Source organism: Pseudomonas sp. 10S4 (assembly GCF_034344865.1).
GTDB lineage: Bacteria > Pseudomonadota > Gammaproteobacteria > Pseudomonadales > Pseudomonadaceae > Aquipseudomonas.
This window is the reverse complement of record NZ_CP133774.1, coordinates 4,749,324-4,772,963: the sequence shown is the minus strand read 5'-3', so window position 1 is coordinate 4,772,963 and position 23,640 is coordinate 4,749,324. Positions and strand designations below refer to the sequence as shown.

The window sequence follows — 23,640 nt, the reverse complement described above, 5'->3', positions numbered from 1 at the left end:
GGGGTCAGACTCGCTCGATGGCGCGCTCGCCGAACAGGCCGGCGGGACGGATGTACAGGAAGGCCAAGGCCAAGACATAGGCGAACCACGGCGTGATGCCGCCGCCAATCAGCGGGCCGATGTAGACCTCGGCGAGGTTCTCCGACGCACCGACAATCAGCCCGCCGACAATCGCCCCGCCAATCGAGGTGAAGCCGCCAATGATCAACACCGGCAAGGCCTTGAGTACCACCAGCGACAGGGAAAACTGCACCCCTTGCCGAGCGCCCCAGAGCAACCCGGCCACCAGCCCGACCACGCCGGCCACCGCCCAGACGATCTGCCAGATCCGATTGAGGTTGATGCCAATCGACAACGCGGCGGTGGTGTCATCCGCCACGGCGCGCAGGGACACGCCGATCCGGGTCTTGTTGAACAGCAACGCCAGCACCGTCACCAGCACGATGGCGGCGGCTGCGGCGATCAGGTCGAACTGGCTGACCATCATCCCGCCGATGAAAATCGGCACATCGTCGATACCCAGATCCAGTGCTCGCACTTGCGAACCCATCAGTCCTTGAGCCAAGCCTTCGATGATGAACGACAGCCCCAGCGTCGCCATAAACAGGGTTATCTGCGAGCGATTGACCAGGGGCCGCAGCACCAGTCGTTCGATCAGCAGCGCGCCGATGATCATCACCAGCACGGTCAGCAATAGTGCCAACGCGAACGGCACACCCTGGTCGTGCAGGCTGACGAAGGTCAGTGCGGCGAACAGCAGCATCGAGCCCTGGGCGAAATTGAATACACCGCTGGCCTTGTAGATCAGCACAAAACCAATGGCGACCAGCGAATACATGGTCCCGGCGAGCAAGCCGCCGAGCAGGGTTTCGAAGAAGAACGTCATCAATGCACCACTCCCAGATACGCCGCGATTACTTCGGGATCGGCTTGCACTTCGGCGGGCGTGCCATCGCCGACCTTGCGCCCGTAATCGAGTACCACCACGTGATCGGACAGGCTCATGACCACACTCATGTCGTGTTCGATCAAGACCACGGTGGTGCCGAGGTCGCGGTTGATGTCGGCGATGAAGCGGGCCATTTCCTGTTTCTCTTCGGCGTTCATCCCGGCCATCGGTTCGTCCAGCAGCAACAGGCGTGGCCCGGCGATCAAGGCACGGCCCAGCTCCACGCGCTTTTGCAGGCCGTAGGACAGATTGCCCACCGGCACGTCGCGATGGGCTTGCAGTTCGAGAAATTCGAGAATGCCTTGGGCCTGCTGACGGAAGTCTTCAGCTTCACGACGGGCACGCGGCAGATTGAGGGCTTGCTCAATGAAACTGCTGCGCAAGTGCCGGGACAGGCCGGTGAGGATGTTGTCGATCACGCTCATTTTCTTGAACAGCGCGTTGTTCTGGAACGTGCGACCGATGCCTCGGCGCGCGGCGCTCAGCGGGTCGATGCGTTTGAATGGCTGCTGCTCGAAGACAATCGAGCCGGCATCAAAGCGATACACGCCGTTCAACACGTTGAGCAGCGAACTCTTGCCCGCGCCGTTGGGGCCGATCAGCGCGCAGATCTCGCCCTTGCGCACGTCGAAGGACAAATCGTTGATCGCCTTCACGCCTTTAAACGACAAGGAGATGCCGCTGACTTGCAGGATGGAATCGGTCGAGCTCATGCGATGTCCCGTTTGAATTCGGCGAGCCAGGTCGGCGCGGGTTGAGCGTCGGGGGTGCGGGTGGCTTGCCAGATGAAATGCAGGTTGTGGAAGCCCAGCAATCGGCGAACACGGTTTTTGATCAGCCGTTGCAGGCCTTTCTCGGGATGGGCGATGGCCCAGTCACAGAGGCGGCGGCGCCAGGTGCCCAGCGGTGCGAGGCGGCTGTCGATTTCATCGGCTAGCCGTTGCAGGCGTTCGGCGGAGAGCAGCAACCCGGACGGAGCAACTTCCCGGCGATCACGGCTCGCGCTGCCGGGGCTTTCCGGGAACGCCAGGGTTTGGCCGCTGGTCAGCCATTGATCGAGCAACACGCTGAGGCCGTCCTGCCATTGGGTGCCCTCTTCGCTCCAGAGTTGGGCGCCATTGACGCCGAGGCGCAGGCGTTGTGGTGGTTCTACCGGGCCAAGCAGCTCAGCGAAGTTCAACATCGTTTGGCCTTGGTTGAGCCACAGTTGCTGCGTCTGCCGCCCCAGGATAAAAGCGTGAGTCGGACGGCTGCGCCACAGCGCTTTATGCAGAGCTTCGGCGTCGAGGGTGTCGGGCAGCGTCAGCACTTCACCGCCGACATGCCGGGCAGCCAATGCCAGCAGCAACAGATCCGGTTCAAAGGCACCGCTCAGGGCCAGCCGCGAGTCTTCAGTAAACCCTTGCTGGCGCAACCCATCGGCCAGACGCTCGACATCGCGCAAGGCATCGATCCAGCGCCAGACAAACCACTGGCCATGACGCTTGTGCCGCAGCGCCGTTTGCAACGGACTGACCCGACTCCAATGGCGCAATTGCTCCAGGGCCTGGGGCGCCTTGACCTGCCACTCGGCGGTGTCCGCACTGGGCGGACGTTTGAGTTCATGCACGCTCATGGATTGACCTCCTGTTCATGGGCAAAAGCGTGCGGTGGTCCGCTGGGCTGAAGGGTTATCGCCATCCCCTGCTCGCGATGGCGGTGTATCAGTCGCCATCGATGTTGAATGTGCTGGCCCGCGAAGGCGTCTACGCCGATACCACTTTCTTCTCCTGCTGCCGCAATGCCGCCAGGTCCCGATACCCCGCGCCTGGATGGATATCCGGCAACCGCGGCCCTTCGCCAAACAACTTCTCGCGCAGAGTCCCCGGCGCATATTCGGTCTTGTATACGCCACGCTTCTGCAACTCCGGCACCAGCAATTCCACGGCGTCGATAAAGGTTTCATGGGTCAACGCATAGGCCAGGTTGAAGCCGTCCACGTCGGTCTCTTCGACCCACTCTTGCAGCAGGTCGGCAACGGTTTCCGGGCTGCCGACAAACAACGGTCCAAACCCGCCGATACCGACCCAGTCCGCCAATTCATTCGGGGTCCAGACCTTGTTCGGGTCCGCCGTGGAGAACGCCTCCACCGCCGACTGAATCGCATTGGTGTGTACGTGCTTGAGCGGCTCATCCGGTTTGAACTGGCTGAAATCAATCCCGGTCCAGCCCGAGATCAACGCCATGGCGCCCTCGTAGCTGACCCAGGTTTTGTATTCCTCAAACTTGGCCTTCGCCTTGGCGTCGGTCTCGCCGAGGATCACCGTTTGCAGGTTGAAGATCAGGACCTTCTTCGGATCGCGCCCCGCTTCAGCCGCACGACGACGAATATCGGCAACGGTCTTCTTCAGCAGCACTTTCGACGGCGCCGCCACAAACACGCATTCGGCATGTTCCGCCGCGAATTGCTTGCCGCGACTCGACGCGCCGGCCTGATACAACACAGGCGTGCGCTGCGGCGAAGGTTCGCAAAGGTGAATGCCCGGCACCTGGAAGTGTTTGCCGACGTGCTGGATTTCATGGATTTTGCTCGGGTCACTGAAGATCCGCCGCTCGCGATCACGCAGGATCGCGCCCTCCTCCCAACTGCCTTCCCAGAGCTTGTAGCAAACCTCCAGGTACTCCTCGGCAAAGTCATAACGGGCGTCATGCTCAGTCTGGTTTTTCTGACCGAGATTTTTCGCGCCGCTCTCCAGGTACGAAGTGACGATGTTCCAGCCGGCCCGGCCCTTGGTCAGGATGATCGAGGGTCGACAGGCGTCGGGCGAACGGGTACGGGTGTTCGAAGGATAACGACGCGGTCAGGCCGAACCCCAAGTGCTCGGTGACCAATGCCATCGGAGGGATCAGTTGCAGCGGATCGTTGACCGGCACCTGCGCCGCCTGACGGATCGCCGCATCACCGTTGCCGTTGTAGACGTCGTAGATGCCGAGCACGTCGGCGATGAACAAGCCGTCGAACTTGCCACGCTCAAGGATTTTCGCCAGATCGGTCCAGTACTCCAGATCCTTGTACTGCCAGGAGCGATCCCGCGGATGCGCCCACAAACCCGGCGACTGGTGGCCGACGCAGTTCATGTCGAAGGCGTTGAGACGAATTTCACGAGCCATCAAACAGCTCCCTTTTCAGGTTTGGGAAAGCTAGGGGGATGGATGCCGTTGAGGCGGAAGTTGCCGATGAGGTGGAGCTTCCAGCGCAGCGGGTCGTGCAGCGATCCGTGCAATGCGGTGCGTTGGCCGGTGAGTTCGAATTCGGCGTTGCTGGCAGCATTCAAGGCCTCGGCGCTGGCCAGATGCGATTCGGCGATAGCGACGCTGATCTCGGTATCGTCTTCGTGACTGTTCAGAAAGTCTTCGGCGCGCTCGAGTAGTGCGGCGGCGACCTCGATGCGGATGTGCAAATCGCCGAAGCGGCTGATGACGTAAGGATCATCGGTGACTTGCGCCTGTTGGCGAACGAAGCGCAACGTTGCATCGAGCAGGCTGCGGGCGTTGTGCAAGTCGTGCAGACTTTTGGCCAGGGGTTGCCCGGCAATAATCGGTTGGGTCAAAGCGTTCATGGTGGGCTCCTCAGTTCCAGGCGTGGCGCGCGGGCTTCACGCCGTTGAGCAGGTAGTTGCCGATCAGGTGGTATTTCCAGCGCGCCGGGTCGTGCAACGTGTGGGTCCGGGCGTTGCGCCAGTGGCGGTCGAGGTTGTACTTGCCGAGCACCGAGCGCGTGCCGGCCAGTTCGAAGAGCTTGCTGCTGGCGAGCAAGGCGATTTCGGCGGACAAGACTTTGGCTTGGGCGACGACGACCGAGGCGTGGGCCACGGTGTCTTCGTTGGGGCTGAGTAACGCTTGATCGATGGCGAGGCCAGCCTTTTTCAGGATCGCTTCGGTGCCGTGCACTCGCCATTCGAGGTCGCCGATGGCGGCAATGCTGAACGGGTCCTGCCAGCCGTGATCCTGGCCGCTGTCGATCCATGGCCGGGATTCACGGGCGTAGCGCTTGGTTTCTTCCAATGCACCGACGGCGATGCCGGTGTCCACGGCGGCCTGGATGATTTGTGAGATCGGGCCGTCGGCGGTGGGCTCGTCGAACGCCTTGTGGGCCGGAATCACTGCGCTGAGCGGGACTTTCACCGCATTCAACGTGACGCCACCGCTGGCCGTGGTGCGCTGGCCGAAACCATCCCAGCTGTCGATCACCGTCAGGCCAGGGTTGTCGCGTTCGATGAACGCGATAAACGCCTGATTCTGTTCGTTGACCGCCACCGCCGGCACGATGTGCGCGAACAACGCGCCAGTGCAGTAGAACTTCTCGCCGTCGATTTGCGCGGTGTCTTGGTCGAAACGAATGCGGGTTTCAAACGCCCCGGCGTTTTTGCTTTTGGATTCGGAGAAAGCATTGCCGAAACGGTAGCCTTGCAGGACTTTGCCGAAGTAATAGCGCTTCTGCTCTTCGGTGGCGGTTTGCAACAGAATGTCGAGCACGCCGAGATGGTTTTGCGGGATCTGGCCGAGGGATGAGTCGGCGGCGGAAATGATCTTGATCACTTCGGCGACCGTCACGTAGGACACGCCCGCGCCGCCGTATTCCTTGGGAACGGTGACGCCCCACAGACCGCTGGCGGAGAACTCGTCCAGTTCGGCCACCGGCAGGCGTCGCTCGCGGTCACGGACGCTGGCTTCGACGGCGAAGCGTGCAGCAAGTTTGTGCGCGACGGCGATGGCCTCGGCGTCCGAGCGGATGATGTGGGCGGTAATGGGTGAAGTTGTCATGGGGCCGACTCCGTGGTTCCGGGTGAATACCCTGGAGCTTCTGCAGGAGTCGTGCCTGAAATTAAAATTTTTATTATTCAATAGGTTAAAAGTATTAACTCAACCATGACAAACGGTTCAACCAGACAAACTGTTCAACAACTGTTGCCCTTGAAACACTTGAGCTCAGGTCATCTCGTTCGCGGGGGCTTCAACAGCATATGTCCGGATTTCGGACCCTTTGGAACCGAGCATGAAGCTGACAGTGAGGCTTGTGCTGCCTTTCAAATGCTCTCGGGTGAAACCGCTGGATAATCCATCAATGAGCTCGCGTTGTGTTTTCACCTCAACCGCCCAGTTGGTACTCCCGCCTGCGCTAAAACGCACCTGGATAACCGGCTTTTGCCCGATGCTCATGCTCTCGTAAGGCTCGATCTTGACGTAAACAAAGGACCCAACATATGCGGTGTACCTCACGACACCGTCCTGTGCCGAAGGGATGGAAGGGGCTGGAAAGTCGGAGGCGTGAGTTTTGTCGTTCATGGCTATACCCTCGTGAGGCGCGAATCACCGATGTGAAAATACACCCCACAAATGCGCCATGTTCTGAGCGACGTCTACTGTCAAAAATGTCAGGTTCCGCAGCGTTTCCGATGAACGGGACTGCGTGTTCAGATCACCACATTACGCACAAACCGCGCCGCCACCGGTCCATCGTTGCGATAGGTATGGGGCTGGTTGCTGGCGAACATGAAGAACTCCCCCGCCGCGATTTGCTGCGCTGTGTCGCCCAGCATCAGCGTCAGGCAGCCTTCGAACACAAAAATCTGCTCACTCCAGCCTTCGGCATCCGGTTGTGACGGATAAACCTCGCCCGGTTGCAGGCACCATTCCCATTGCTCCACCTCGCGGGTAGCAGTGGCTTTGGACAGCAACACCGCTTTACTCCCGGAAATCGTCCCGGCCCAGGCCAGTTCGTTGATGCGGCTTGGGTCGCGGGCATCCGGGGCCTGGATCAGATCGCTGAAGGCGACGTCCAGCGCTTCGGCCACTCGGTCGAGGGTGGTCAGGCTGACGTTTTTCTCGCCGGCTTCGATCGCCACCAGCATCCGCCGGCTGACACCGGACTTTTCGGCCAGGGCGGTCTGGCTCATGTCGGCGGCGTGGCGCAGCCGTCGAACGTTCTGGCTGACGTGCTGGAGGACCGAAGCCCGCGGGGGAGAATCTTTGTGCACTATATTGCTCACTTGGCAGGGTTGGGCAGTATACTGCGCAACATTCGGGCGCATTGTGCGTCCGCCTCAGGTAGCGCGCAAGGTCATGACGTCGGTGAATTCCCCTCAGGCTTCTTCCCGTTTCTCGCGGTTCAGCAAGGCCGAGTGCGTGCTGGTGCTGATTACCATGGTCTGGGGCGGGACCTTTTTGCTGGTACAGCATGCGATGACCGTCAGTGGGCCGATGTTTTTCGTTGGCCTGCGCTTTGCGGCGGCGGCAAGTATCGTCGCGCTGTTCTCCTGGCGTCAGCTGCGGGAACTGACCCTGTTCGAACTCAAGGCCGGTGCCTTTATCGGCGTGGCGATTATGCTTGGGTATGGCTTGCAGACCGTCGGGTTGCAGACGATTCCCAGCAGTCAGTCGGCGTTTATTACCGCGTTGTACGTGCCGTTTGTGCCGTTGCTGCAATGGCTGGTGCTGGGGCGGCGGCCGGGGTTGATGCCGAGCATCGGGATCATGCTGGCGTTTACCGGATTGATGTTGCTGTCGGGGCCTTCCGGGGCTTCGCTGAATTTCAGTCCGGGTGAAATCGCCACGTTGATCAGCGCTATCGCGATTGCGGCGGAGATTATTCTGATCAGCACCTATGCCGGTCAGGTCGATGTGCGGCGGGTGACCGTGGTGCAATTGGCGACTACCTCGGTGTTGGCATTTTTGATGGTGGTACCGACAAACGAAGTGATCCCGGACTTCTCCTGGTTACTGCTATGCAGCGCCCTGGGTTTGGGTGCGGCCAGTGCGGCGATTCAGGTGGCTGATGAACTGGGCGCAGAAGAGTGTTTCACCGACTCGGGCGACATTGATCTATGCCGGCGAACCGGTGTGGGCCGGGATTGCCGGACGTTTGGCCGGGGAGCGGCTGCCGGCGATTGCCTTGCTTGGGGCAGCATTGATTGTGGCGGCGGTGATTGTCAGTGAGTTGAAGACCAAGGGTAAAGGTGCCATTGCGGTCGACGAAGCATTGGAGCGCGAAGGCGAACGTTAAAGCCTTCGGCAGCTCCTACAGGGGTACGCATTCCAATGTAGGAGCTGTCGAAGGCTGCGATCTTTTGCGCCCGCGGAGTTTCAAAGCGTTGAAACAATGAAAAACCGTCTTTTTGTGCCTACCTTGTAGGATCCTGCCACAGGTTGGCGTTTGGCGATCCGGGAACTGGCACGTATGATGCTTCACAAACTTCCGCAGATTAGAAGCCTATGTCCCTGATAGTTCTACTGCTTCTGCCTTTTATCGGCAGCTGTGTCGCGGCTTTGCTGCCACATAACGCGCGTAACAGCGAATCACTTCTGGCTGGTCTGGTTGCCCTCGCGGGCACTATTCAAGTCGCTCTCTTGTACCCGCAGATCGCCCATGGCGGCGTGATACGCGAAGAATTCTTCTGGTTACCGAGCCTCGGCCTGAACTTCGTCCTGCGCATGGACGGTTTCGCCTGGCTGTTCTCGCTGCTGGTGCTGGGCATCGGCACGCTGGTTTCTTTGTACGCCCGCTATTACATGTCGCCGGACGATCCGGTGCCGCGGTTTTTCGCGTTTTTCCTGGCGTTCATGGGCGCCATGCTCGGGCTGGTGATCTCCGGCAACCTGATCCAGATCGTGTTTTTCTGGGAGCTGACCAGCCTCTTTTCGTTTCTTTTGATCGGCTACTGGCACCACCGCGCCGATGCCCGACGTGGCGCCTATATGGCGCTGATGGTCACCGGCGCAGGGGGTTTGTGCCTGCTGGCGGGGGTCATGCTGCTCGGCCATGTGGTTGGCAGCTATGACCTGGACAAGGTCCTGGCCGCCGGCGATCTGATTCGCGCACATGCCCTCTACCCTATTCTGCTACCCCTGATCCTGATCGGCGCCCTGGCAAAAGCGCGCAATTCCCCTTCCACTTCTGGCTGCCCCACCGCGATGGCGGCGCCGACCCCGGTTTCGGCTTATCTGCACTCGGCGACCATGGTCAAGGCCGGGGTGTTTCTGCTGGCACGTCTATGGCCGTCGCTGTCCGGCAGTGAAGAATGGTTCTACATCGTTGGCGGGGCTGGCGCCTGCACCCTGTTGCTCGGCGCGTACTGCGCGATGTTCCAGAACGACCTCAAGGGCTTGCTGGCGTACTCGACCATCAGCCACCTGGGCCTGATCACCCTGCTGTTGGGCCTGAACAGTCCGCTGGCCGCCGTGGCCGCGGTGTTCCACATTCTCAACCACGCCACCTTCAAGGCTTCGCTGTTCATGGCCGCCGGGATCATCGACCACGAAAGTGGCACCCGGGACATTCGCAAGCTCAGCGGCCTGATCAAACTGATCCCGTTCACTGCCACGCTGGCAATGGTCGCCAGCGCCTCCATGGCAGGCGTACCGCTGCTCAACGGTTTCCTCTCCAAAGAAATGTTCTTTGCCGAAACCGTGTTCATCAACGCCACTGCCTGGGTCGAGATGACCTTGCCGATTGTCGCGACCATTGCCGGTACGTTCAGCGTCGCCTATTCCCTGCGTTTTACCGTCGATGTGTTCTTCGGCCCGACCGCCACCGACCTCCCGCACACTCCGCACGAGCCGCCTCGCTGGATGCGCGCGCCGGTAGAACTGCTGGTGTTCACCTGCCTGATCGTCGGGATTTTCCCAGCCCAGGTCGTCGGCCCGTTGCTCGCGGCGGCGGCCCTGCCCGTCGTCGGTGGCACTCTGCCCGAATACAGCCTGGCGATATGGCACGGCTGGAACGCGCCGATGATCATGAGCCTGATCGCCATGTCCGGCGGCATCGTGCTTTACCTGCTGCTTCGTAACCAACTCAAGCGCGGGCGCTTCAAGTACCCGCCGCTGATTGGCCGGTTCAACGGCAAGCGCCTGTTCGAACGCAGCCTGGTGATCATGATGCGCGTGGCCCGTCGCCTGGAGCGGCGGATCGGCACCAAGCGCCTGCAAACCCAGTTGTTCCTGATGGTGCTCGCCGCCGTGCTGGCCGGGTTGATCCCGATGCTCCACAGCAGCCTGAGCTGGGGCGAGCGGCCGAAAATTCAGGGGTCGATCGTGTTTGTGATCCTGTGGCTGCTGGCGATTGCCTGTGCCCTCGGCGCGGCATGGCAGGCCAAGTATCACCGTCTCGCCGCCCTGACCATGGTCAGCGTGTGTGGCCTGATGACTTGCGTGACCTTTGTCTGGTTCTCGGCGCCGGACCTGGCGCTAACGCAACTGGTGGTCGAAGTGGTGACCACGGTGCTGATCCTGCTGGGCCTGCGTTGGTTGCCGCGACGGATCGAAGAGGTCTCTCCGTTACCAAGCAGCCTGCGCAAGGCGCGCATCCGGCGTATCCGCGACTTGCTGTTGTCGACCGTGGTCGGCGGCGGTATGGCGCTGCTGGCCTATGCGATGCTGACCCGGCAGACGCCTAACGACATTTCTTCGTTCTACCTCAGCCGCGCCCTGCCGGAAGGTGGCGGTAGCAACGTAGTCAACGTCATGCTGGTGGACTTCCGTGGCTTCGACACCCTCGGTGAAATCACCGTGCTGGCGGCCGTGGCCCTGACGGTATTCGCCCTGCTGCGCCGCTTCCGCCCACCGAAAGAAAGCCTGCAATTGCCGGCCCAGCAGCGTTTGCTGGCGCCCGACGTGGTCACCGACCTGGTCAACCCGCGTCAGGCCAGCGACACCGCCCTCGGTTTCATGATGGTGCCAGCGGTGCTGGTGCGCCTGTTGCTGCCGATCGCCGTGGTGATTTCGTTCTACCTGTTCATGCGCGGGCACAACCAACCGGGCGGCGGGTTTGTTGCCGGCCTGGTGATGTCGGTGGCCTTCATCCTCCAATACATGGTCGCCGGCACTCAGTGGGTAGAGGCGCAAATGAGCCTGCGGCCGCTGCGCTGGATGGGCACCGGGCTGCTGTTCGCCACGGTCACCGGGCTTGGCGCGATGGCCGCCGGGTATCCGTTCCTGACCACCCACACCTGGCATTTCGAACTGCCAGTTCTGGGCGATATTCATATCGCCAGTGCGCTGTTCTTCGACATCGGCGTGTACGCGGTAGTGGTCGGTTCGACGCTATTGATCCTCACCGCCCTGGCTCACCAGTCGGTTCGGGGTCACAAAACCGCCGCGCAGCCGAAATCCGCTGCTGCGCCGAAATCCGTTGCCGCCAAAGGAGCCGTCTGATGGAAGAAGTCATCGCAATCGCCATCGGCGTCCTGGCCGCGTCCGGCGTCTGGCTGATCCTGCGGCCACGGACGTTCCAGGTGGTCATGGGCCTGTGCCTGCTGTCTTATGGCGTCAACCTGTTCATCTTCAGCATGGGCAGCCTGTTCATTGGCAGGGAGCCCATCATCAAGAACGGCGTGCCGCAGGATTTGCTGCATTACACCGACCCACTGCCCCAAGCCCTGGTGTTGACCGCAATCGTGATCAGCTTCGCCATGACCGCGTTGTTTCTGGTGGTGCTGCTGGCCTCTCGGGGCCTGACCGGTACCGACCATGTGGATGGCCGGGAGCCTAAAGAATGAATGCGATGACGCACCTGATCGCCGCACCGATTCTGCTGCCGCTGCTGACCGCCGCCATCATGCTGATGCTCGGCGAGAAACATCGCCCGCTGAAAGCCAAGATCAACCTGTTCTCCAGCCTGCTGGGCCTGGGCATCTCCGTGATGCTGCTGCAATGGACGCAAACCACCGGCGTGCCTGGCTCCATTGGGGTGTACCTGCCGGGCAACTGGCAATTACCGTTCGGCATCGTGCTGGTGGTCGATCGTCTGTCGGCGATGATGCTGGTGCTGACCGGGATCATCGGCGTCAGCGCCCTGCTGTTCGCCATGGCCCGTTGGGACGGCGCCGGTTCGAGCTTCCACGCGCTGTTCCAGATACAGTTGATGGGCCTTTACGGCGCATTCCTGACGGCAGACCTGTTCAACCTGTTCGTGTTCTTCGAAGTGCTGCTGGCCGCGTCTTACGGCTTGATGCTTCATGGTTCGGGCCGGGCACGGGTGTCGTCGGGGCTGCATTACATCTCGATCAACCTGCTGGCCTCGTCGCTGTTTCTGATTGGCGCGGCACTGATCTATGGCGTCACCGGCACGCTGAACATGGCCGACCTGGCGCTGAAAATCCCGCTGGTACCTGAAGCTGATCGCGGCCTGCTGCATGCTGGTGCGGCAATTCTGGCGGTGGCGTTTTTGGCGAAGGCCGGGATGTGGCCGCTGAACTTCTGGCTGGTACCGGCCTATTCCGCGGCCAGTGCGCCAGTGGCAGCGATGTTCGCGATCATGACCAAGGTCGGTGTCTACACCTTGCTGCGACTGTGGACGCTACTGTTCTCCGGCCAGGCCGGGGCGTCCGCCTACTTTGGTGGCGACTGGCTGATCTACGGCGGCATGGCGACCATCGTCTGCGCGGCCGTGGCGATTCTTGCCGCGCAACGGCTGGAACGCATGGCCAGCCTGAGCATTCTGGTGTCGGCCGGGATTCTGTTGTCGGCCATCGGCTTCGCACAACCAAACCTTATCGGCGCGGCACTGTTCTACCTGGTCAGCTCGACGTTGGCGCTGAGTGCGCTGTTCCTGTTGGCCGAGTTGATCGAGCGCTCCCGCTCAGTCAATGAAATGCCGCTGTTCGACGATGCCGATCTCATTACGCGACCTCCGCAATCCCTGCAACCGACCAAAGGCATCAACCTCGACGACGAACAGAAAGCCGTGGTCGGCCAAGTGATCCCCTGGACCATGGCCTTCCTCGGCTTGAGTTTCATTGCCTGCGCCTTGCTGATCATCGGCATGCCGCCGCTCTCCGGGTTTATTGGCAAGCTCGGTTTGCTCAGTGCCCTGCTCAACCCGCTGGGGATTGGCAACAGCGGTGACGTCCCGATATCAAACGCGGCGTGGGGCTTGCTGGCGTTGCTGATCCTGTCCGGGCTGGCGTCGCTGATTGCTTTCTCGCGGTTGGGTATCCAGCGTTTCTGGACCCCCAAGGAGCGGCCATCGCCGCTGCTGCGACGCCTTGAGTGCGTGCCGATCATCGCCCTGCTGGGGCTGAGCATCGCGCTGACCTTCAAGGCCGAACCGCTGATGCGCTACACCCAGGCCGCCGCAACAGCCTTGAACAACCCGGAGCAATACGTGATGGCGGTGCTCGGCACCCGCGCCGTCCCAAGTCCCGAAGCGAAAGCGGCGATGCTGGAGGTGCAACCATGAAGCGTCTGTTTCCTGCGCCGTGGTTGTCCCTGGCACTGTGGCTGTTGTGGCTGGTGCTGAACCTGTCGATCAGCCCTGGCAATCTGCTGTTGGGCGCGATGCTGGGGTTTTGCGCGCCGTTGATGATGCGCAAATTGCGGCCATTGCCTATCCGGATTCGGCGACCAGGGGTGATTGTGCGGTTGTTTTTACTGATCGGTCGTGACGTGGTGCTATCCAACATCGCCGTGGCCTGGGGCGTACTAAACGCCGGTCGACGGCCACCGCGCTCGGCGTTCATCAAGGTGCCGCTGGACTTGCGCGACGCCAACGGCCTGGCTGCGCTGTCAATGATCTGTACGGTAGTGCCCGGCACGGTCTGGTCGGAACTGGCGCTGGACCGCAGCATTCTGTTGCTGCACGTGTTCGATCTGGATGACGAGGCGTCGTTTATCGAGCACTTCAAGTCGGCCTACGAGCGTCCTTTGATGGAGATCTTCGAATGAGCGAATTGCTGTCGAACGCGATCGTGCTGAGCCTGTTCATCTTTTCGCTGGCGATGATCCTGACCCTGATCCGGCTATTCAAGGGACCATCGGCCCAGGACCGGGTTCTGGCGCTGGATTATCTGTACATCATCGCCATGCTGATGATGCTGGCGCTGGGTATTCGTTATGCCAGTGACACTTACTTTGAGGCAGCGCTGCTGATTGCCCTGTTCGGCTTCGTCGGTTCGTTTGCCCTGGCCAAATTCCTGCTGCGTGGCGAGGTGATCGAATGAACGGCGAACTGTCGTTGTGGGTCGAGATTCCGGTGGCGATCCTGCTGGTGCTCAGCAGTTTGTTTGCACTGATTGGCGCGGTCGGGTTGTTACGAATGAAGGATTACTTCCAGCGCATGCACCCGCCAGCCCTGGCTTCGACCTTGGGCGCGTGGTGTGTGGCATTGGCGTCGATCATTTACTTTTCGGCGCTCAAGTCCGCGCCAGTGCTGCATGCATGGCTAATTCCGATTCTGTTGGCGATTACGGTGCCGGTGACCACGTTGCTGCTGGCGCGGGCGGCGTTGTTCCGCAAGCGCATGGCTGGGGATGATGTGCCGGCCGAGGTGAGTAGTCGGCGTACCGAAATCGGTAGCTAGATGCGAAAAGATCGCAGCCTTCGGCAGCTCCTACAGGGGAATGTGTACACCCATAGGAGCTGCCGAAGGCTGCGATCTTTTGATTTTGCTTTACCTGCCGATCAGACCCAGGCAACGGCCAACAACCCGGCCCCCAACACCACGCACAACGGCGAATAAGCCCAGGTGTCGAGCCGGGCAAATCTCGAATCCTTGACCTGCTTGAAGAACCCTACAAGGTTCGAATCACCGATTGCCCGGGCAAACATCAGCATCGCGATGGCGCTGATCACCCATTGCAGCGACCAGTGCTGCACCGTCGGCAAATACAAGCCGACCCGCAGGCACACCAGCATCGCGATCAGCAGTAAACCGACCGCCACCAGCAACGTCGCAAAGCCCGAAGGCTTGAACGCCGGCCTTGATTCCCCTCCACCCTCTCCCGGGATTCTCGGCACCGCCGCTTCACTCCCGAGCGTGCCGCCCGCGGCCCAATACAGGTGGACCAGACTGATCAACAGGAAGATTGCAGCAATCCATTGCGCGACCATTAGGCTCATATTCAGACATCCAGCGTGAAATGTCGCAGCAGGATGAACTTCATTGAACTTTTTTGTAAGGGTATTCGTCTTCGGCGAGGTAAAGTGCCGCCCCATGAGATTCGCCCGAACTGATCGCACATTGATGGCCTGGATGCTTTATTGCTGCGTCCTGTTCAACGTGTTCGCCTGCAGCATCGGTCATGGGCAAATGGTCGGGATGCAACTACGACGGCCTCGGCGGCCAGTTGTTGTTCGCGTGGACCCGGCAACTCAGGCGCCAGCCTCGTCGAACACCTCCGAGGAAAAGCTGCCGACCCTGTCCAAGGCGTTCGGTTGCCCGCTGTGCTCCACCGGCGGCATGGGCCCGGCGCTCAACTCCAGCCTGACCCTGGCGATTCTCCCGCAACAACACAGCCCGCCGCTGGCCGCCGTTGCCAGCATCGACCTTCCTGCCCGCCACACCTGGCCTTCGGCCAACCCTCGCGCCCCACCTTTCGCCTGATTTTTCGTCTTTCCGATCAGCCCACTTCGCCTACGCGTGGCGTTTGCCTGTGCGCTGTTTCCTAGTCAAGAATTCAGGATTCATCGATGAAACACCTTCCTCTTTTGGCCAGCCTGTTCGGCTGCCTGTCCGTTAACACCTGGGCGCAATCCACCGTCGATCTGGCGCCAATCACCATTGATGGCGAGGCCAATGCCGAACCGGGGCTGAGCCTTGACCAATCCAGCGGTACGGCCTCCAGGCTGGGCCTGAGCGTACGCGAAACCCCGGCGTCAGTGGCCATCGCCAATCACAACGATATTGAGCGCCACGGCGCGCAGAACTTCCAGGACGCCGCCAACACCCTGCCCGGCGTGAATGCCAGTGCACCGCCGGGTTTTGGCGGGTTTGTGTCCTATCGCGGTTTTACCAGCAACCAGATCACCCAGATGTTCAATGGCATCAACGTATCGGGCGGCTTGGCTCGCCCCGTGGACGCGTGGATTTATGATCGGGTCGAACTGGTGGGCGGCCCGTCGTCGCTGATCAATGGCGCTGGTTCCGTGGGTGGCTCGTTGAATTACGTGACCAAACTGGCCACCCGCGAGGAGCAAGCGGTCGAAGGTCGGGTCAGCTACGGCAGCTACGACACCACCGAGACCGCATTCGGCCTCAACCACGCCCTCAGCGAAGCCGGCGCGGACGTGCAGCACTACGCGCGACTCGACGTCAGCCACAACACCAGCAACGGCTACATCGACCGTCAGGAGCGAGATGCCTGGAGTGTGGCGTTTTCGTTGCTCAGCGACCTGACGCCAAACCTGTCCCACACCCTGGCCCTGGAATATCAGGACGAACATGAGGACAGTCCTTATTGGGGCACTCCGGTGCTCAATCCCAAGGCTGGCGAGCTGAAGATCGACAAACACAACCGATTCAACAACTACAACGTCGAAGACGGGCGCTACGAACAGCGCACGATCTGGGTTCGCTCGATCATCGACTACCGAATCAACGACAGCACGACGCTGCGCAACACGCTTTACCACCTCGACAGCCAGCGCGATTACCGCAACCTCGAAACCTATCAGTACAACGCCGACAACAGCGCGGTGAATCGCTCCACGGCGTATCAGGTTCGGCATCAGGGTGAGCAAAACGGCAACCAGTTCGAGCTGCGCCACGACAATACCCTGCTGGGCCTGGACACCACTTGGTCCGGCGGCTTCGAGTACAAGGTCAACCAGACCACCAACTCGCCGCTGAACGTCAAAGGCACCAGCAGCGTCGACCCGAACAACTTCCAGCCGGGGCACTTCTACGACATCCCGGGCACAAATCCAGAACGGGTCAGCGACAAGACCAATGAGGTCACCACCAAAGCCCTGTTCGTCGAAAACCGACTCGCATTGACCGACAAACTGGCGCTGCTGACCGGCCTGCGTTACGACGACATCGACCTGGACGTGACCAATCACCGGGCCGTGACCGCCAGCAATCCTCGACACATCAAGCGCAGTTGGGAGCCGATTACCGGCCGGGCCGGCCTGACCTACCAGATCATTCCCACAGCCAACGTCTACGTGCAGTACAGCACCGCCGCCGAACAGCCCAGCGGCACGCAGGACTTTGACGTGTCCACCGGCAAGCAGTGGGAAGTCGGCAGCAAATTCGATTATCTGGACGGTCGCGGCTCGGCGACGGTGGCAGCGTACACGATTGAGCGTAAGGATTTTGCCGTGACCGATCCGCTGGACCCGACCCAAAGTATCCCGGTGGGTCAGCAAACATCCAAAGGCATCGAGTTGGCGACCTCCTTCAGGATCACCGACAAGTTGTTGGCCGAAGGCAACTTCGCCTGGGTCGATGCGCAATACGACGAGTTCACCGAGAAGAACGCCGCTGGCGTGGTGGTCTCACGCAAGGGCAACACGCCGACTAACGTGCCGGATCGGGTCGGCAACCTGTGGCTGACCTACGATTTCGCGCCGCAATGGCAGGGCGGCGTCGATGCGCGGTACGTCGCCTCGGTGTTTGCCGACAGCGCCAACACCATGACCGTGCCGTCCTATACGTTGCTCGGGAGTTTCCTGAGCTACAAGGTCGACCGGCACACCACCGTCACCGGCCGGGTGCGTAACCTGACCAACGAGGTGTATGCCGAGTTTGCGCATGTTTCGCCGGCGTATTACCTCGGCACACCGCGCACCTTCGAGTTAGCCGTACAGACGAAGTTCTAAAACCTGCAAATACCTGTGGCGAGGGGGCTTGCCCCGTTGGGCTGCGAAGCGGCCCCGGCATTTGTTCAGTCGCACCGCGTTTTCAGTGTTTACGACTGCTGCGCAGCCGAGCGGGGCAAGCCCCTCGCCACAATGTTCACTGAAGGCTGGCGGTAACTTTATCCGCCACATCCTTCGGCACCCACGCCTGCCAAACCTCCGTATGCATCTTCATAAATGCCTCGGCAGCCTGACGCGGAGCGGTGTGCTTTTCACTCATCTCGGCCAGGGCCTTGTTCAACGGTCCAATCGGCAAATCGACCTTGCTGAAGAATGCGGCGACCTCTGGGTACTGCTTCTGAAACGACGTGGACACCCCAATCGACAGTTTCGAGGCCAACGAACGGGTCGGCTTCGGATTCGGGTTGTCGGCGTCGGTCAGGGTTTTCCAGGCTTCGGCGTCAAACGGCGGCTCTTCCAGCTGAATCAGCTTGAAGCGCCCGAGCAACGGCGTCGGTGACCAGTAATAAAACAGAACCGGCTTGCCACGACGGATCGACGAGGTGATTTCCGCGTCCAGCGCGGCACCCGAGCCGCTGCGGAAATTCACATAACTGTCGTTCAACCCATAGGCCGTCAGTTTTTGCTTGTTGACCACTTCGGAGGTCCAGCCGATCGGGCTGTTGAGAAAGCGCCCCTTGCCCGGGGTTTCGGGGTCACTGAACACATCCTTGTAGCGCGGCAGGTCGCTGACACTGTGCAGGTCCGGCGCCAGCGGCTTGATGCCCTTGGCCGGATCGCCCTTGATCACGTATTCCGGCACCCACCAACCTTCGGTGGCGCCCTTCACCGTATCGCCCAGGCTGGCGACCTTGCCTTCGGCCTCGGCCTTGACCCACACCGGACTGCGCCCGGCCCACTCTTCGCCAATGACCTGGATGTCATTGTTGGCCAGGGCGGTCTCCAGGGTGATGGTGGTTCCCGGCAAGGTATCGGTCGGCAGTCCGTAGCCCTTTTCGACGATGATCCGCAGGATATCGGTGATCAGGCTGCCGCTTTCCCAGTTCAGGTCGGCGAAGTGAATCGGGGCCTGGGCAGCAAATACCGGGACCGGCGCAGCGAGCAAACCGAACGTGGCCAGGGTAGCGGCCAGCAACCGTCGAAGTCCTTTCATGCTTTTGCACCTCATGCTGTTCACAGCAATAGCAGGATGGCCTGACAGACTAGACCGCAAGCCTCTGAATACTCAGTCAACTGACTGTAGTAGAGGTTCCTGCTTTTTAGCGGCAAACGAGGGGCGTAATTATTTTTCAGAAGGTTGCTGCAAGCACGCAAGCTCCCTTCGCACCATGCTGGCGTACTCCGCCGGACGCAAGGTGTAGAGCTGTGAAGCCACCCAAGTCAGCCAACCGCCTTGCAGAACAGCCTTTTGTGCGAAAAGGCGCTGGGCCTCGGCTTGCGCACTGGCGAGGTTCTGCTCGTGGAAATCGGCGCGGGTCAGCGGCATTACTCGCTGGCCTTGAAGGTCACCAGTTCACCCTTGCGCCACTTGGCAGCCTTGGCCGTCACGGCTTTCAGGGTTTTGGTCAGGCCTTCCTGCAACTGCTCGTGGGCGGCGAACACCATCACCACGCTATGACCTTCCTTGAACACAATGCCGTGACCGTCAGCTGTCGTCACAAACGCATAGTCACCCAAGCCGTAAACGGTCAGTTTGATTTCGCGGAACTTGATGTCCAGTTTGCCGCCTTCGCGGCTGGGTAATACCGAGGCGCTGAAATGATCGCCGACCTTGAGTTTAAGGCCAGGTTTGTCGTCCACCACCAGGGCGGCTTCGGTATCGATTTCGGCAATGTAAATGCCTTCCGCGTTCTGTTCGGTGACATAGACAAAACGCGACTGAAACTGTTTAACCAACTTTGCACGCAAATCACCCAGTACGAACAACGCATGCATATCAAGATTACTTACTGCCAAGGAAACATCCCCACATCGAAAATGATGCTGTACGCAGGAAAAACGCACAGCAGAAAAAAGCGGCCATGGCGAATGTGTTGCCGAATGAGCCGAGTTGAAATCCTGGATTGAGCAGAGCGCTCATCCATCGCGAGGTAAGTAAGATTACTGGATTGTCACTCGCGCCGTCCTCCCTGACGTTCGCCAGAAGTTGAAGGAAAACATCCTTCTGGGGACCAGAAAAGCCGGACTACTAACTTTAGGGAAAAAACGCTTCAAGAAAAGCACTTTTCCGACATATCGCCCGTAAAAAATTGCTTTAGATGGCTACCAATCGCCAACCACTGATGGCGATTCTAGAGCAGCGATGCTCAACCCGACTACTCAAAACGACGCACACACGTCGGTAAAAACAGGAAAAGGACTTCTTATGTGCACGATGACCCACTTTGCAAATCACTCAACGCCTCAAACAAACCACCTTGCGCCCCTGCACCCGCTGCTGTTTCAGGCCCATGCCCTGCCCCTTCAAGCGCTTGCCCTGCCGCGTTTTCAGGTGGTACCGGCCGGCAAGTCATTCTTCCACATCAAGGAAACCGCCACCGGTCGCGTCAGAGGTTTCCGCACCGACCATAACGAAGCCTGCGCCCTCGCCCGCTCTCTGGCAGCGCGTACCTGACGCCGAGCATCAAATGACGTTTCGTCATGCCGACGACTTAACTCAGCCGTCGGCGGGCAACTACTGCCATACTGCGCGCCCCATGAAACCCGTCCCCTCGGCGGACGGCTTTCACTACAACAGACTATTTCCAAGGGAAGGCTGCTACGTGACGGAATTTGATATCGGCGAATTTTTTATCCGGGGCGAAGCCAGAGAGGTCGAAGGCGAATTCCAGGCTGTCATTATCATGCGCGCCAAACCACCCTTGAACACCGTGACCTATCACCAGGTCGAGAAGGATCGCTGGTTCAAGACCTCGGACGTTGCGGCCATCGCTGCCCAGGAAGCCGCCAAGGCCCTGAAGCTGGCGGTCGATGAAGGTGCATTGAAAGTCTGACTCCGGTTTGCAGTCTATGCTCACTCCTGCTTTTGACCATCGCTATCGAACTCCTGAAGCGCGGCTCCCTCAGATGCATTGAAGCCGCACCTCAGATTTCGCATTCGACGCGACCCGCAAGGAGATGAAGATGGATTCACCTACACACGACTTGAAAGGCTTGTTCGATCAGCTCGGCCTGGACTCCAGCGAGAAGGCCATCGACGATTTCATCGCCAGCCACTCACCCATGGCCGACGACAAAAAACTGATCGATGCCGAATTCTGGACCCCGCAACAGGCCGGTTTTCTCAAAGAACAACTGCGTGAAGATGCCGATTGGGCGCGGGTGGTCGACGACCTGAACCTGCGCATGCATCAGACTCACTAGCCCGGGCAGTCAATGCAGGCTGTCAGGTCGCTCGACACTCAGTTGCGCCAGCCAGGCAGCCCTGCACTCTTCGGCTTCATCGCGACTGGAAAACGCCGTCCCCCGGCGCTCGCCATTCAGTAGCACGACCCAGCAAACACTCTGCCCCATTGCGCGCAAACAGGCAGGCACACCGCTGCCGATCATCACCGCAACATCGACTTTACTTTGCATGCTGACCTCTCGAATTTTCATTAGCCACCTAACTATATAGGCAGAGTAATGAGTTCTTTCGTGAGGAAACAGCAAGCGCCGTGCACAGGTTCGTTGCACAACCGGTAACAATCAGGTGTCTAGCGCGGCTTTTCCGGCTTATAGCCCAGTCGCAATCCACCCCAATGCCGGCCCTTGAGCATGATCGGCACGGATAAATCGTGCATCAATTCGCCGGTGTCGCGGGTATAGGTCTGCAACAGCACCGGTTGCTGATGACTGCCACAGCGGATGCCGGTGCGGTCGGCGAACTTGCGCTTGGTACGGTTTTGCAGGGTATCGACCAGCGCATCACCGGTCAGCGGCTGGCTGAATACCGTGTTGTGAGTCGGCACGTAGCCTTGCTGAGTGCAGGCGATGGCAAACACCAAACCTTCATGGCGCGGCAGCAGCGGTTCCTGAATCGCCGGCAAGACCTGATCGGTGTAGCGATCGAAGCGGGTCTGGAACTTGGCCGGGCTGGTGTTGGGAATGGCCTGGTAATTGCGATCGAACAGGTCATCGAGGCTGACACGCCCCTGATCGATATCCGCTTCAAAACGCGCGGCGATCTGGCGCGCGCCTTCGCGGGCGAGGTCGTAAATCCGTTGGTGATAGTCATCGAGCCCGACCTCTGCCAAGCGCTCGCTGATGGTTTCGGCCTGACCTTCCATTTGCACGGCGGCCTGGGCTAGGCGTTGAGTCTGCTGATCACTGATCGCCAGGTCGCTGCGCATCTGTTCGATGGCGTGAAACAGGCTGTCCAGTTGTTCGCGGTTGGTGTCGGCACCGCGGGCAATTTCGCCGACCTGGTGTTCGACACCAGCAGCCAGGCGCGCGATATTTTCCAGATGTTGGCCGGTGTGCTCTACCTGTTTGACCCCGACGTCCAGATCACTGGAGAGCTGGCGGATCTGCTCCACCACTTGCGCGGTGCGTTGCTGGATGTCGGCAACCATTTCTCCGACTTCGCCGGTCGCCATCGCCGTGCGCGCGGCCAGACCACGAACTTCATCCGCCACCACGGCAAACCCGCGACCGTGCTCCCCGGCGCGCGCGGCTTCGATGGCGGCGTTCAGCGCCAGCAGATTGGTCTGGCTGGCGATGGACTGAATCACCAGGGTGACCCGCTGGATGTCGTCACTGCGCAGGCTCAGGGCTTCGATCAGTTCACGGCTGGCGCTGGCCCGCTGGCTGAGCTGGTGCATACGCGAGATCGACTCGATCAGTTCGGTTCGCCCCGCCGCACTGCTCTGATGGGCCTCGCTGGCCGCGCTCAAGGCTTCTCGACTGAGTGTCGACGTCGCCTGTTCGGTGGAAATCATCACTTCGGCGTTGCTGACGATCCGCTTGGCTGCATCGAGTTGCGATTGCACCTTCTCGGCCAACTGCTTGACTGAATAGGCCACGCCAGCGGCGGACAACGCGTTATGACTGGTGGTGTAGGAAAGATCGCGGGTCAGCTCGGCGATGGCGCTTGAGCCATCGGCAGGGGTTGAATCGGGGATCGCGCGCGCGCGCAGGCGCGGCAGCCAGATGACCAGCACGGCCACGGGCAGGCCGATGTAGAGCGATGCACCGCCCAAGGAGATGCCACAGAGCAACAGCACCAGGGCGATGCTTTGCAAGGTGGGCGTCAGCCAAAGGTTTTTTAGCGCTGGCACGGGAGCAGGTACTGCCCCAACCAGAGATCCGTCTCTCGTCATCTTCGTCACCCCATGCGTCTTCTATTTGTTGTGACTGCATTAAACGCCACTAGTGGGCCATTATCTATGGTCCGTTAGTAGCGGATGTTGCAGCAGGTCAATAGAAGTATTCGGGTTTTGCGGACGGCGAAAAGCTTCGCGGGCAAGCCTCGCTCCTACAAGATGTGTGTAGGAGCAAGGCTTGCCCGCGATTGCGGCGCTACTGAATCAGGCCTGACGCTGGTGCTTGTCGATCTGTTCGTGACGCTCTTGAGCTTCGATGCAGTACTTGGTGGTCGGGCTGATCAGCAGGCGTTTCAGGCCAATGGCCTCGCCGCTGTCATCGCACCAGCCAAAGCTGTCTTCTTTGATGCGTTCCAGAGCCTGTTCCAACTGAGGCAGCATGCGCTGGTCGCGATCGATCGCGTTGACCAGCCAGGTACGCTCTTCTTCAACAGAAGCAGCGTCGGCCGGGTCAGCCGGGGTGTCCAGGCTTTCGATGGCGATGCGGTTCTGCTCGATGCGCTCGTGGGTTTCGACTTTCATGTTCTGCAACAGCTCGAAGAAAAAAGCATGTTGCTCGGCATTCATGTAGTCATCCGCCGGCATGGCCAGCAACTTGTCCTTTGTCATTGATATCTCTATAAAAAAACGTGCATTAAGGCGAATTAGGGAGCGTTCCGACGAACCTCGAAGGCCGTCGGAAAGGCGCCGTTTATTCCAAGCGCCACCCGGCACTCAATTTACGAGGGGCGGCAGTCTAAGGCCGACTTGAGGCCTCAGCAACTGAAAAGACAGCGAATTTGTCCGACAACACCCGGAAAGTGCTCTATGGCA

The 23,640-nt window shown here is 60.1% G+C and carries 25 protein-coding genes and 2 pseudogenes; 12 read left to right on the top strand and 15 right to left on the bottom strand.

Annotation, left to right across the window (positions count from 1 at the left end; all coding sequences use genetic code 11):
• Positions 1-4 precede the first annotated feature (4 nt).
• The 8 genes and pseudogenes from RHM58_RS22480 to RHM58_RS22445 all read right to left on the bottom strand — a co-directional run bounded on the left by RHM58_RS22480 (position 5) and on the right by RHM58_RS22445 (position 6,966).
• On the bottom strand, positions 5-886 hold the full coding sequence (locus tag RHM58_RS22480; protein ID WP_201257508.1) for a branched-chain amino acid ABC transporter permease: 882 nt from the start codon (positions 884-886) through the stop codon (positions 5-7).
• Positions 886-1,662, bottom strand: coding sequence for an ABC transporter ATP-binding protein (locus RHM58_RS22475; protein WP_322268232.1), 777 nt, complete (start codon positions 1,660-1,662; stop codon positions 886-888). The genes RHM58_RS22480 and RHM58_RS22475 overlap by 1 nt, the downstream gene beginning before the upstream one ends.
• Positions 1,659-2,564 carry an acyl-CoA synthetase gene (locus RHM58_RS22470; protein WP_322268231.1) on the bottom strand — a complete coding sequence of 302 codons (906 nt, stop codon included), beginning with the start codon at positions 2,562-2,564 and terminating at the stop codon, positions 1,659-1,661. Before RHM58_RS22470 ends, RHM58_RS22475 begins: the two co-directional genes overlap by 4 nt.
• 130 nt (positions 2,565-2,694) lie before the next feature.
• Positions 2,695-4,099, bottom strand: a pseudogene (locus tag RHM58_RS22465) (LLM class flavin-dependent oxidoreductase).
• Positions 4,099-4,548 carry an acyl-CoA dehydrogenase gene (locus tag RHM58_RS22460; RefSeq protein ID WP_322268230.1) on the bottom strand — a complete coding sequence of 150 codons (450 nt, stop codon included), beginning with the start codon at positions 4,546-4,548 and terminating at the stop codon, positions 4,099-4,101. The pseudogene RHM58_RS22465 and the gene RHM58_RS22460 overlap by 1 nt, the downstream one beginning before the upstream one ends.
• A 10-nt stretch (positions 4,549-4,558) precedes the next feature.
• Complete coding sequence (locus tag RHM58_RS22455; protein WP_201257513.1) at positions 4,559-5,752, bottom strand: SfnB family sulfur acquisition oxidoreductase; 1,194 nt, start codon at positions 5,750-5,752, stop codon at positions 4,559-4,561.
• Between the two features lie 165 nt (positions 5,753-5,917).
• A complete protein-coding gene (locus tag RHM58_RS22450) occupies positions 5,918-6,274 on the bottom strand; it encodes a hypothetical protein (RefSeq protein ID WP_322268229.1) in 357 nt (118 codons plus the stop codon).
• Between the two features lie 128 nt (positions 6,275-6,402).
• Positions 6,403-6,966: a helix-turn-helix domain-containing protein gene (locus RHM58_RS22445; RefSeq protein ID WP_201202920.1), complete on the bottom strand. Its 564-nt coding sequence runs from the start codon at positions 6,964-6,966 to the stop codon at positions 6,403-6,405.
• Between RHM58_RS22445 and RHM58_RS22440 the strand changes: the two are divergent.
• The 7 genes and pseudogenes from RHM58_RS22440 (at position 6,961) to RHM58_RS22410 (ending at position 14,282) form a co-directional block, all read left to right on the top strand.
• Positions 6,961-7,991 (top strand): annotated as a pseudogene (locus RHM58_RS22440) (DMT family transporter). The gene RHM58_RS22445 and the pseudogene RHM58_RS22440 sit on opposite strands and share 6 nt — an antisense overlap.
• 209 nt (positions 7,992-8,200) lie before the next feature.
• Positions 8,201-11,137: a monovalent cation/H+ antiporter subunit A gene (locus RHM58_RS22435; protein WP_322268228.1), complete on the top strand. Its 2,937-nt coding sequence runs from the start codon at positions 8,201-8,203 to the stop codon at positions 11,135-11,137.
• Positions 11,137-11,481, top strand: a complete 345-nt coding sequence (locus tag RHM58_RS22430) for a Na+/H+ antiporter subunit C (RefSeq protein ID WP_201196321.1) — start codon at positions 11,137-11,139, stop codon at positions 11,479-11,481. Before RHM58_RS22435 ends, RHM58_RS22430 begins: the two co-directional genes overlap by 1 nt.
• Complete coding sequence (locus tag RHM58_RS22425; protein ID WP_322268227.1) at positions 11,478-13,163, top strand: monovalent cation/H+ antiporter subunit D; 1,686 nt, start codon at positions 11,478-11,480, stop codon at positions 13,161-13,163. The genes RHM58_RS22430 and RHM58_RS22425 overlap by 4 nt, the downstream gene beginning before the upstream one ends.
• Positions 13,160-13,648 carry a Na+/H+ antiporter subunit E gene (locus RHM58_RS22420; RefSeq protein ID WP_322268226.1) on the top strand — a complete coding sequence of 163 codons (489 nt, stop codon included), beginning with the start codon at positions 13,160-13,162 and terminating at the stop codon, positions 13,646-13,648. Before RHM58_RS22425 ends, RHM58_RS22420 begins: the two co-directional genes overlap by 4 nt.
• Entirely contained in the window at positions 13,645-13,923 is a 279-nt protein-coding gene (locus RHM58_RS22415) for a K+/H+ antiporter subunit F (protein WP_201196316.1), read from the top strand. The genes RHM58_RS22420 and RHM58_RS22415 overlap by 4 nt, the downstream gene beginning before the upstream one ends.
• Positions 13,920-14,282 carry a Na+/H+ antiporter subunit G gene (locus tag RHM58_RS22410; protein WP_201202911.1) on the top strand — a complete coding sequence of 121 codons (363 nt, stop codon included), beginning with the start codon at positions 13,920-13,922 and terminating at the stop codon, positions 14,280-14,282. Before RHM58_RS22415 ends, RHM58_RS22410 begins: the two co-directional genes overlap by 4 nt.
• A 101-nt stretch (positions 14,283-14,383) precedes the next feature.
• Here RHM58_RS22410 and RHM58_RS22405 read toward each other — a convergent pair whose 3' ends face one another.
• Positions 14,384-14,821: a DUF3995 domain-containing protein gene (locus tag RHM58_RS22405; protein ID WP_201257515.1), complete on the bottom strand. Its 438-nt coding sequence runs from the start codon at positions 14,819-14,821 to the stop codon at positions 14,384-14,386.
• Positions 14,822-14,915: 94 nt separating this feature from the next.
• Here RHM58_RS22405 and RHM58_RS22400 point away from each other — a divergent pair, with 94 nt between their 5' ends.
• The gene (locus RHM58_RS22400) at positions 14,916-15,305 is read left to right on the top strand and encodes a DUF2946 domain-containing protein (RefSeq protein ID WP_322268225.1); all 390 of its coding nucleotides are present in this window, start codon (positions 14,916-14,918) and stop codon (positions 15,303-15,305) included.
• An 86-nt stretch (positions 15,306-15,391) separates the two neighbouring features.
• Entirely contained in the window at positions 15,392-17,524 is a 2,133-nt protein-coding gene (locus RHM58_RS22395) for a TonB-dependent receptor (RefSeq protein WP_322268224.1), read from the top strand.
• Between the two features lie 136 nt (positions 17,525-17,660).
• Here the strand turns inward: RHM58_RS22395 and RHM58_RS22390 are convergent, their stop codons facing one another.
• The 3 genes from RHM58_RS22390 to RHM58_RS22380 all read right to left on the bottom strand — a co-directional run bounded on the left by RHM58_RS22390 (position 17,661) and on the right by RHM58_RS22380 (position 19,480).
• Positions 17,661-18,677 carry an ABC transporter substrate-binding protein gene (locus tag RHM58_RS22390; protein WP_322268223.1) on the bottom strand — a complete coding sequence of 339 codons (1,017 nt, stop codon included), beginning with the start codon at positions 18,675-18,677 and terminating at the stop codon, positions 17,661-17,663.
• A 129-nt stretch (positions 18,678-18,806) separates the two neighbouring features.
• Positions 18,807-19,010 carry a hypothetical protein gene (locus RHM58_RS22385; RefSeq protein ID WP_201202906.1) on the bottom strand — a complete coding sequence of 68 codons (204 nt, stop codon included), beginning with the start codon at positions 19,008-19,010 and terminating at the stop codon, positions 18,807-18,809.
• Entirely contained in the window at positions 19,010-19,480 is a 471-nt protein-coding gene (locus RHM58_RS22380) for a hypothetical protein (protein WP_201202904.1), read from the bottom strand. The genes RHM58_RS22385 and RHM58_RS22380 overlap by 1 nt, the downstream gene beginning before the upstream one ends.
• A 409-nt stretch (positions 19,481-19,889) precedes the next feature.
• On the opposite strand from RHM58_RS22380, the gene RHM58_RS22375 reads away from it, so the two are divergent.
• The 3 genes from RHM58_RS22375 to RHM58_RS22365 all read left to right on the top strand — a co-directional run bounded on the left by RHM58_RS22375 (position 19,890) and on the right by RHM58_RS22365 (position 20,887).
• Positions 19,890-20,138, top strand: coding sequence for a hypothetical protein (locus RHM58_RS22375; RefSeq protein WP_201257551.1), 249 nt, complete (start codon positions 19,890-19,892; stop codon positions 20,136-20,138).
• Positions 20,139-20,286: 148 nt separating this feature from the next.
• Positions 20,287-20,517 (top strand): hypothetical protein, encoded by a 231-nt coding sequence (locus RHM58_RS22370; protein ID WP_201257552.1) that lies wholly within the window; start codon positions 20,287-20,289, stop codon positions 20,515-20,517.
• Positions 20,518-20,647: 130 nt separating this feature from the next.
• On the top strand, positions 20,648-20,887 hold the full coding sequence (locus RHM58_RS22365; RefSeq protein ID WP_201257517.1) for a DUF2789 domain-containing protein: 240 nt from the start codon (positions 20,648-20,650) through the stop codon (positions 20,885-20,887).
• A 9-nt stretch (positions 20,888-20,896) separates the two neighbouring features.
• Here RHM58_RS22365 and RHM58_RS22360 read toward each other — a convergent pair whose 3' ends face one another.
• The 3 genes from RHM58_RS22360 to RHM58_RS22350 form a co-directional block, all read right to left on the bottom strand.
• A complete protein-coding gene (locus RHM58_RS22360) occupies positions 20,897-21,100 on the bottom strand; it encodes a hypothetical protein (protein ID WP_201257518.1) in 204 nt (67 codons plus the stop codon).
• Between the two features lie 119 nt (positions 21,101-21,219).
• Positions 21,220-22,443, bottom strand: a complete 1,224-nt coding sequence (locus RHM58_RS22355) for a methyl-accepting chemotaxis protein (RefSeq protein WP_416195334.1) — start codon at positions 22,441-22,443, stop codon at positions 21,220-21,222.
• Between the two features lie 588 nt (positions 22,444-23,031).
• Entirely contained in the window at positions 23,032-23,436 is a 405-nt protein-coding gene (locus RHM58_RS22350) for a TraR/DksA family transcriptional regulator (RefSeq protein WP_074875645.1), read from the bottom strand.
• Positions 23,437-23,640: the final 204 nt, after the last annotated feature.

Bases quoted from the DNA above. Each gene is read 5' to 3' on its own strand.
- RHM58_RS22410 (WP_201202911.1), top strand. From the start codon at position 13,920: ATGAACGGCGAACTGTCGTTGTGGGTCGAGATTCCGGTGGCGATCCTG.
- RHM58_RS22365 (WP_201257517.1), top strand. From the start codon at position 20,648: ATGGATTCACCTACACACGACTTGAAAGGCTTGTTCGATCAGCTCGGC.
- RHM58_RS22435 (WP_322268228.1), top strand. From the start codon at position 8,201: ATGTCCCTGATAGTTCTACTGCTTCTGCCTTTTATCGGCAGCTGTGTC.
- RHM58_RS22475 (WP_322268232.1), bottom strand. From the start codon at position 1,662: ATGAGCTCGACCGATTCCATCCTGCAAGTCAGCGGCATCTCCTTGTCG.
- RHM58_RS22360 (WP_201257518.1), bottom strand. From the start codon at position 21,100: ATGCAAAGTAAAGTCGATGTTGCGGTGATGATCGGCAGCGGTGTGCCT.
- RHM58_RS22430 (WP_201196321.1), top strand. From the start codon at position 11,137: ATGGAAGAAGTCATCGCAATCGCCATCGGCGTCCTGGCCGCGTCCGGC.
- RHM58_RS22350 (WP_074875645.1), bottom strand. From the start codon at position 23,436: ATGACAAAGGACAAGTTGCTGGCCATGCCGGCGGATGACTACATGAAT.
- RHM58_RS22420 (WP_322268226.1), top strand. From the start codon at position 13,160: ATGAAGCGTCTGTTTCCTGCGCCGTGGTTGTCCCTGGCACTGTGGCTG.
- RHM58_RS22425 (WP_322268227.1), top strand. From the start codon at position 11,478: ATGAATGCGATGACGCACCTGATCGCCGCACCGATTCTGCTGCCGCTG.
- RHM58_RS22375 (WP_201257551.1), top strand. From the start codon at position 19,890: ATGTGCACGATGACCCACTTTGCAAATCACTCAACGCCTCAAACAAAC.
- RHM58_RS22355 (WP_416195334.1), bottom strand. From the start codon at position 22,443: ATGATTTCCACCGAACAGGCGACGTCGACACTCAGTCGAGAAGCCTTG.
- RHM58_RS22400 (WP_322268225.1), top strand. From the start codon at position 14,916: ATGAGATTCGCCCGAACTGATCGCACATTGATGGCCTGGATGCTTTAT.
- RHM58_RS22470 (WP_322268231.1), bottom strand. From the start codon at position 2,564: ATGAGCGTGCATGAACTCAAACGTCCGCCCAGTGCGGACACCGCCGAG.
- RHM58_RS22395 (WP_322268224.1), top strand. From the start codon at position 15,392: ATGAAACACCTTCCTCTTTTGGCCAGCCTGTTCGGCTGCCTGTCCGTT.
- RHM58_RS22480 (WP_201257508.1), bottom strand. From the start codon at position 886: ATGACGTTCTTCTTCGAAACCCTGCTCGGCGGCTTGCTCGCCGGGACC.
- RHM58_RS22415 (WP_201196316.1), top strand. From the start codon at position 13,645: ATGAGCGAATTGCTGTCGAACGCGATCGTGCTGAGCCTGTTCATCTTT.
- RHM58_RS22455 (WP_201257513.1), bottom strand. From the start codon at position 5,752: ATGACAACTTCACCCATTACCGCCCACATCATCCGCTCGGACGCCGAG.
- RHM58_RS22460 (WP_322268230.1), bottom strand. From the start codon at position 4,548: ATGAACGCTTTGACCCAACCGATTATTGCCGGGCAACCCCTGGCCAAA.
- RHM58_RS22450 (WP_322268229.1), bottom strand. From the start codon at position 6,274: ATGAACGACAAAACTCACGCCTCCGACTTTCCAGCCCCTTCCATCCCT.
- RHM58_RS22385 (WP_201202906.1), bottom strand. From the start codon at position 19,010: ATGCCGCTGACCCGCGCCGATTTCCACGAGCAGAACCTCGCCAGTGCG.
- RHM58_RS22405 (WP_201257515.1), bottom strand. From the start codon at position 14,821: ATGAGCCTAATGGTCGCGCAATGGATTGCTGCAATCTTCCTGTTGATC.
- RHM58_RS22390 (WP_322268223.1), bottom strand. From the start codon at position 18,677: ATGAAAGGACTTCGACGGTTGCTGGCCGCTACCCTGGCCACGTTCGGT.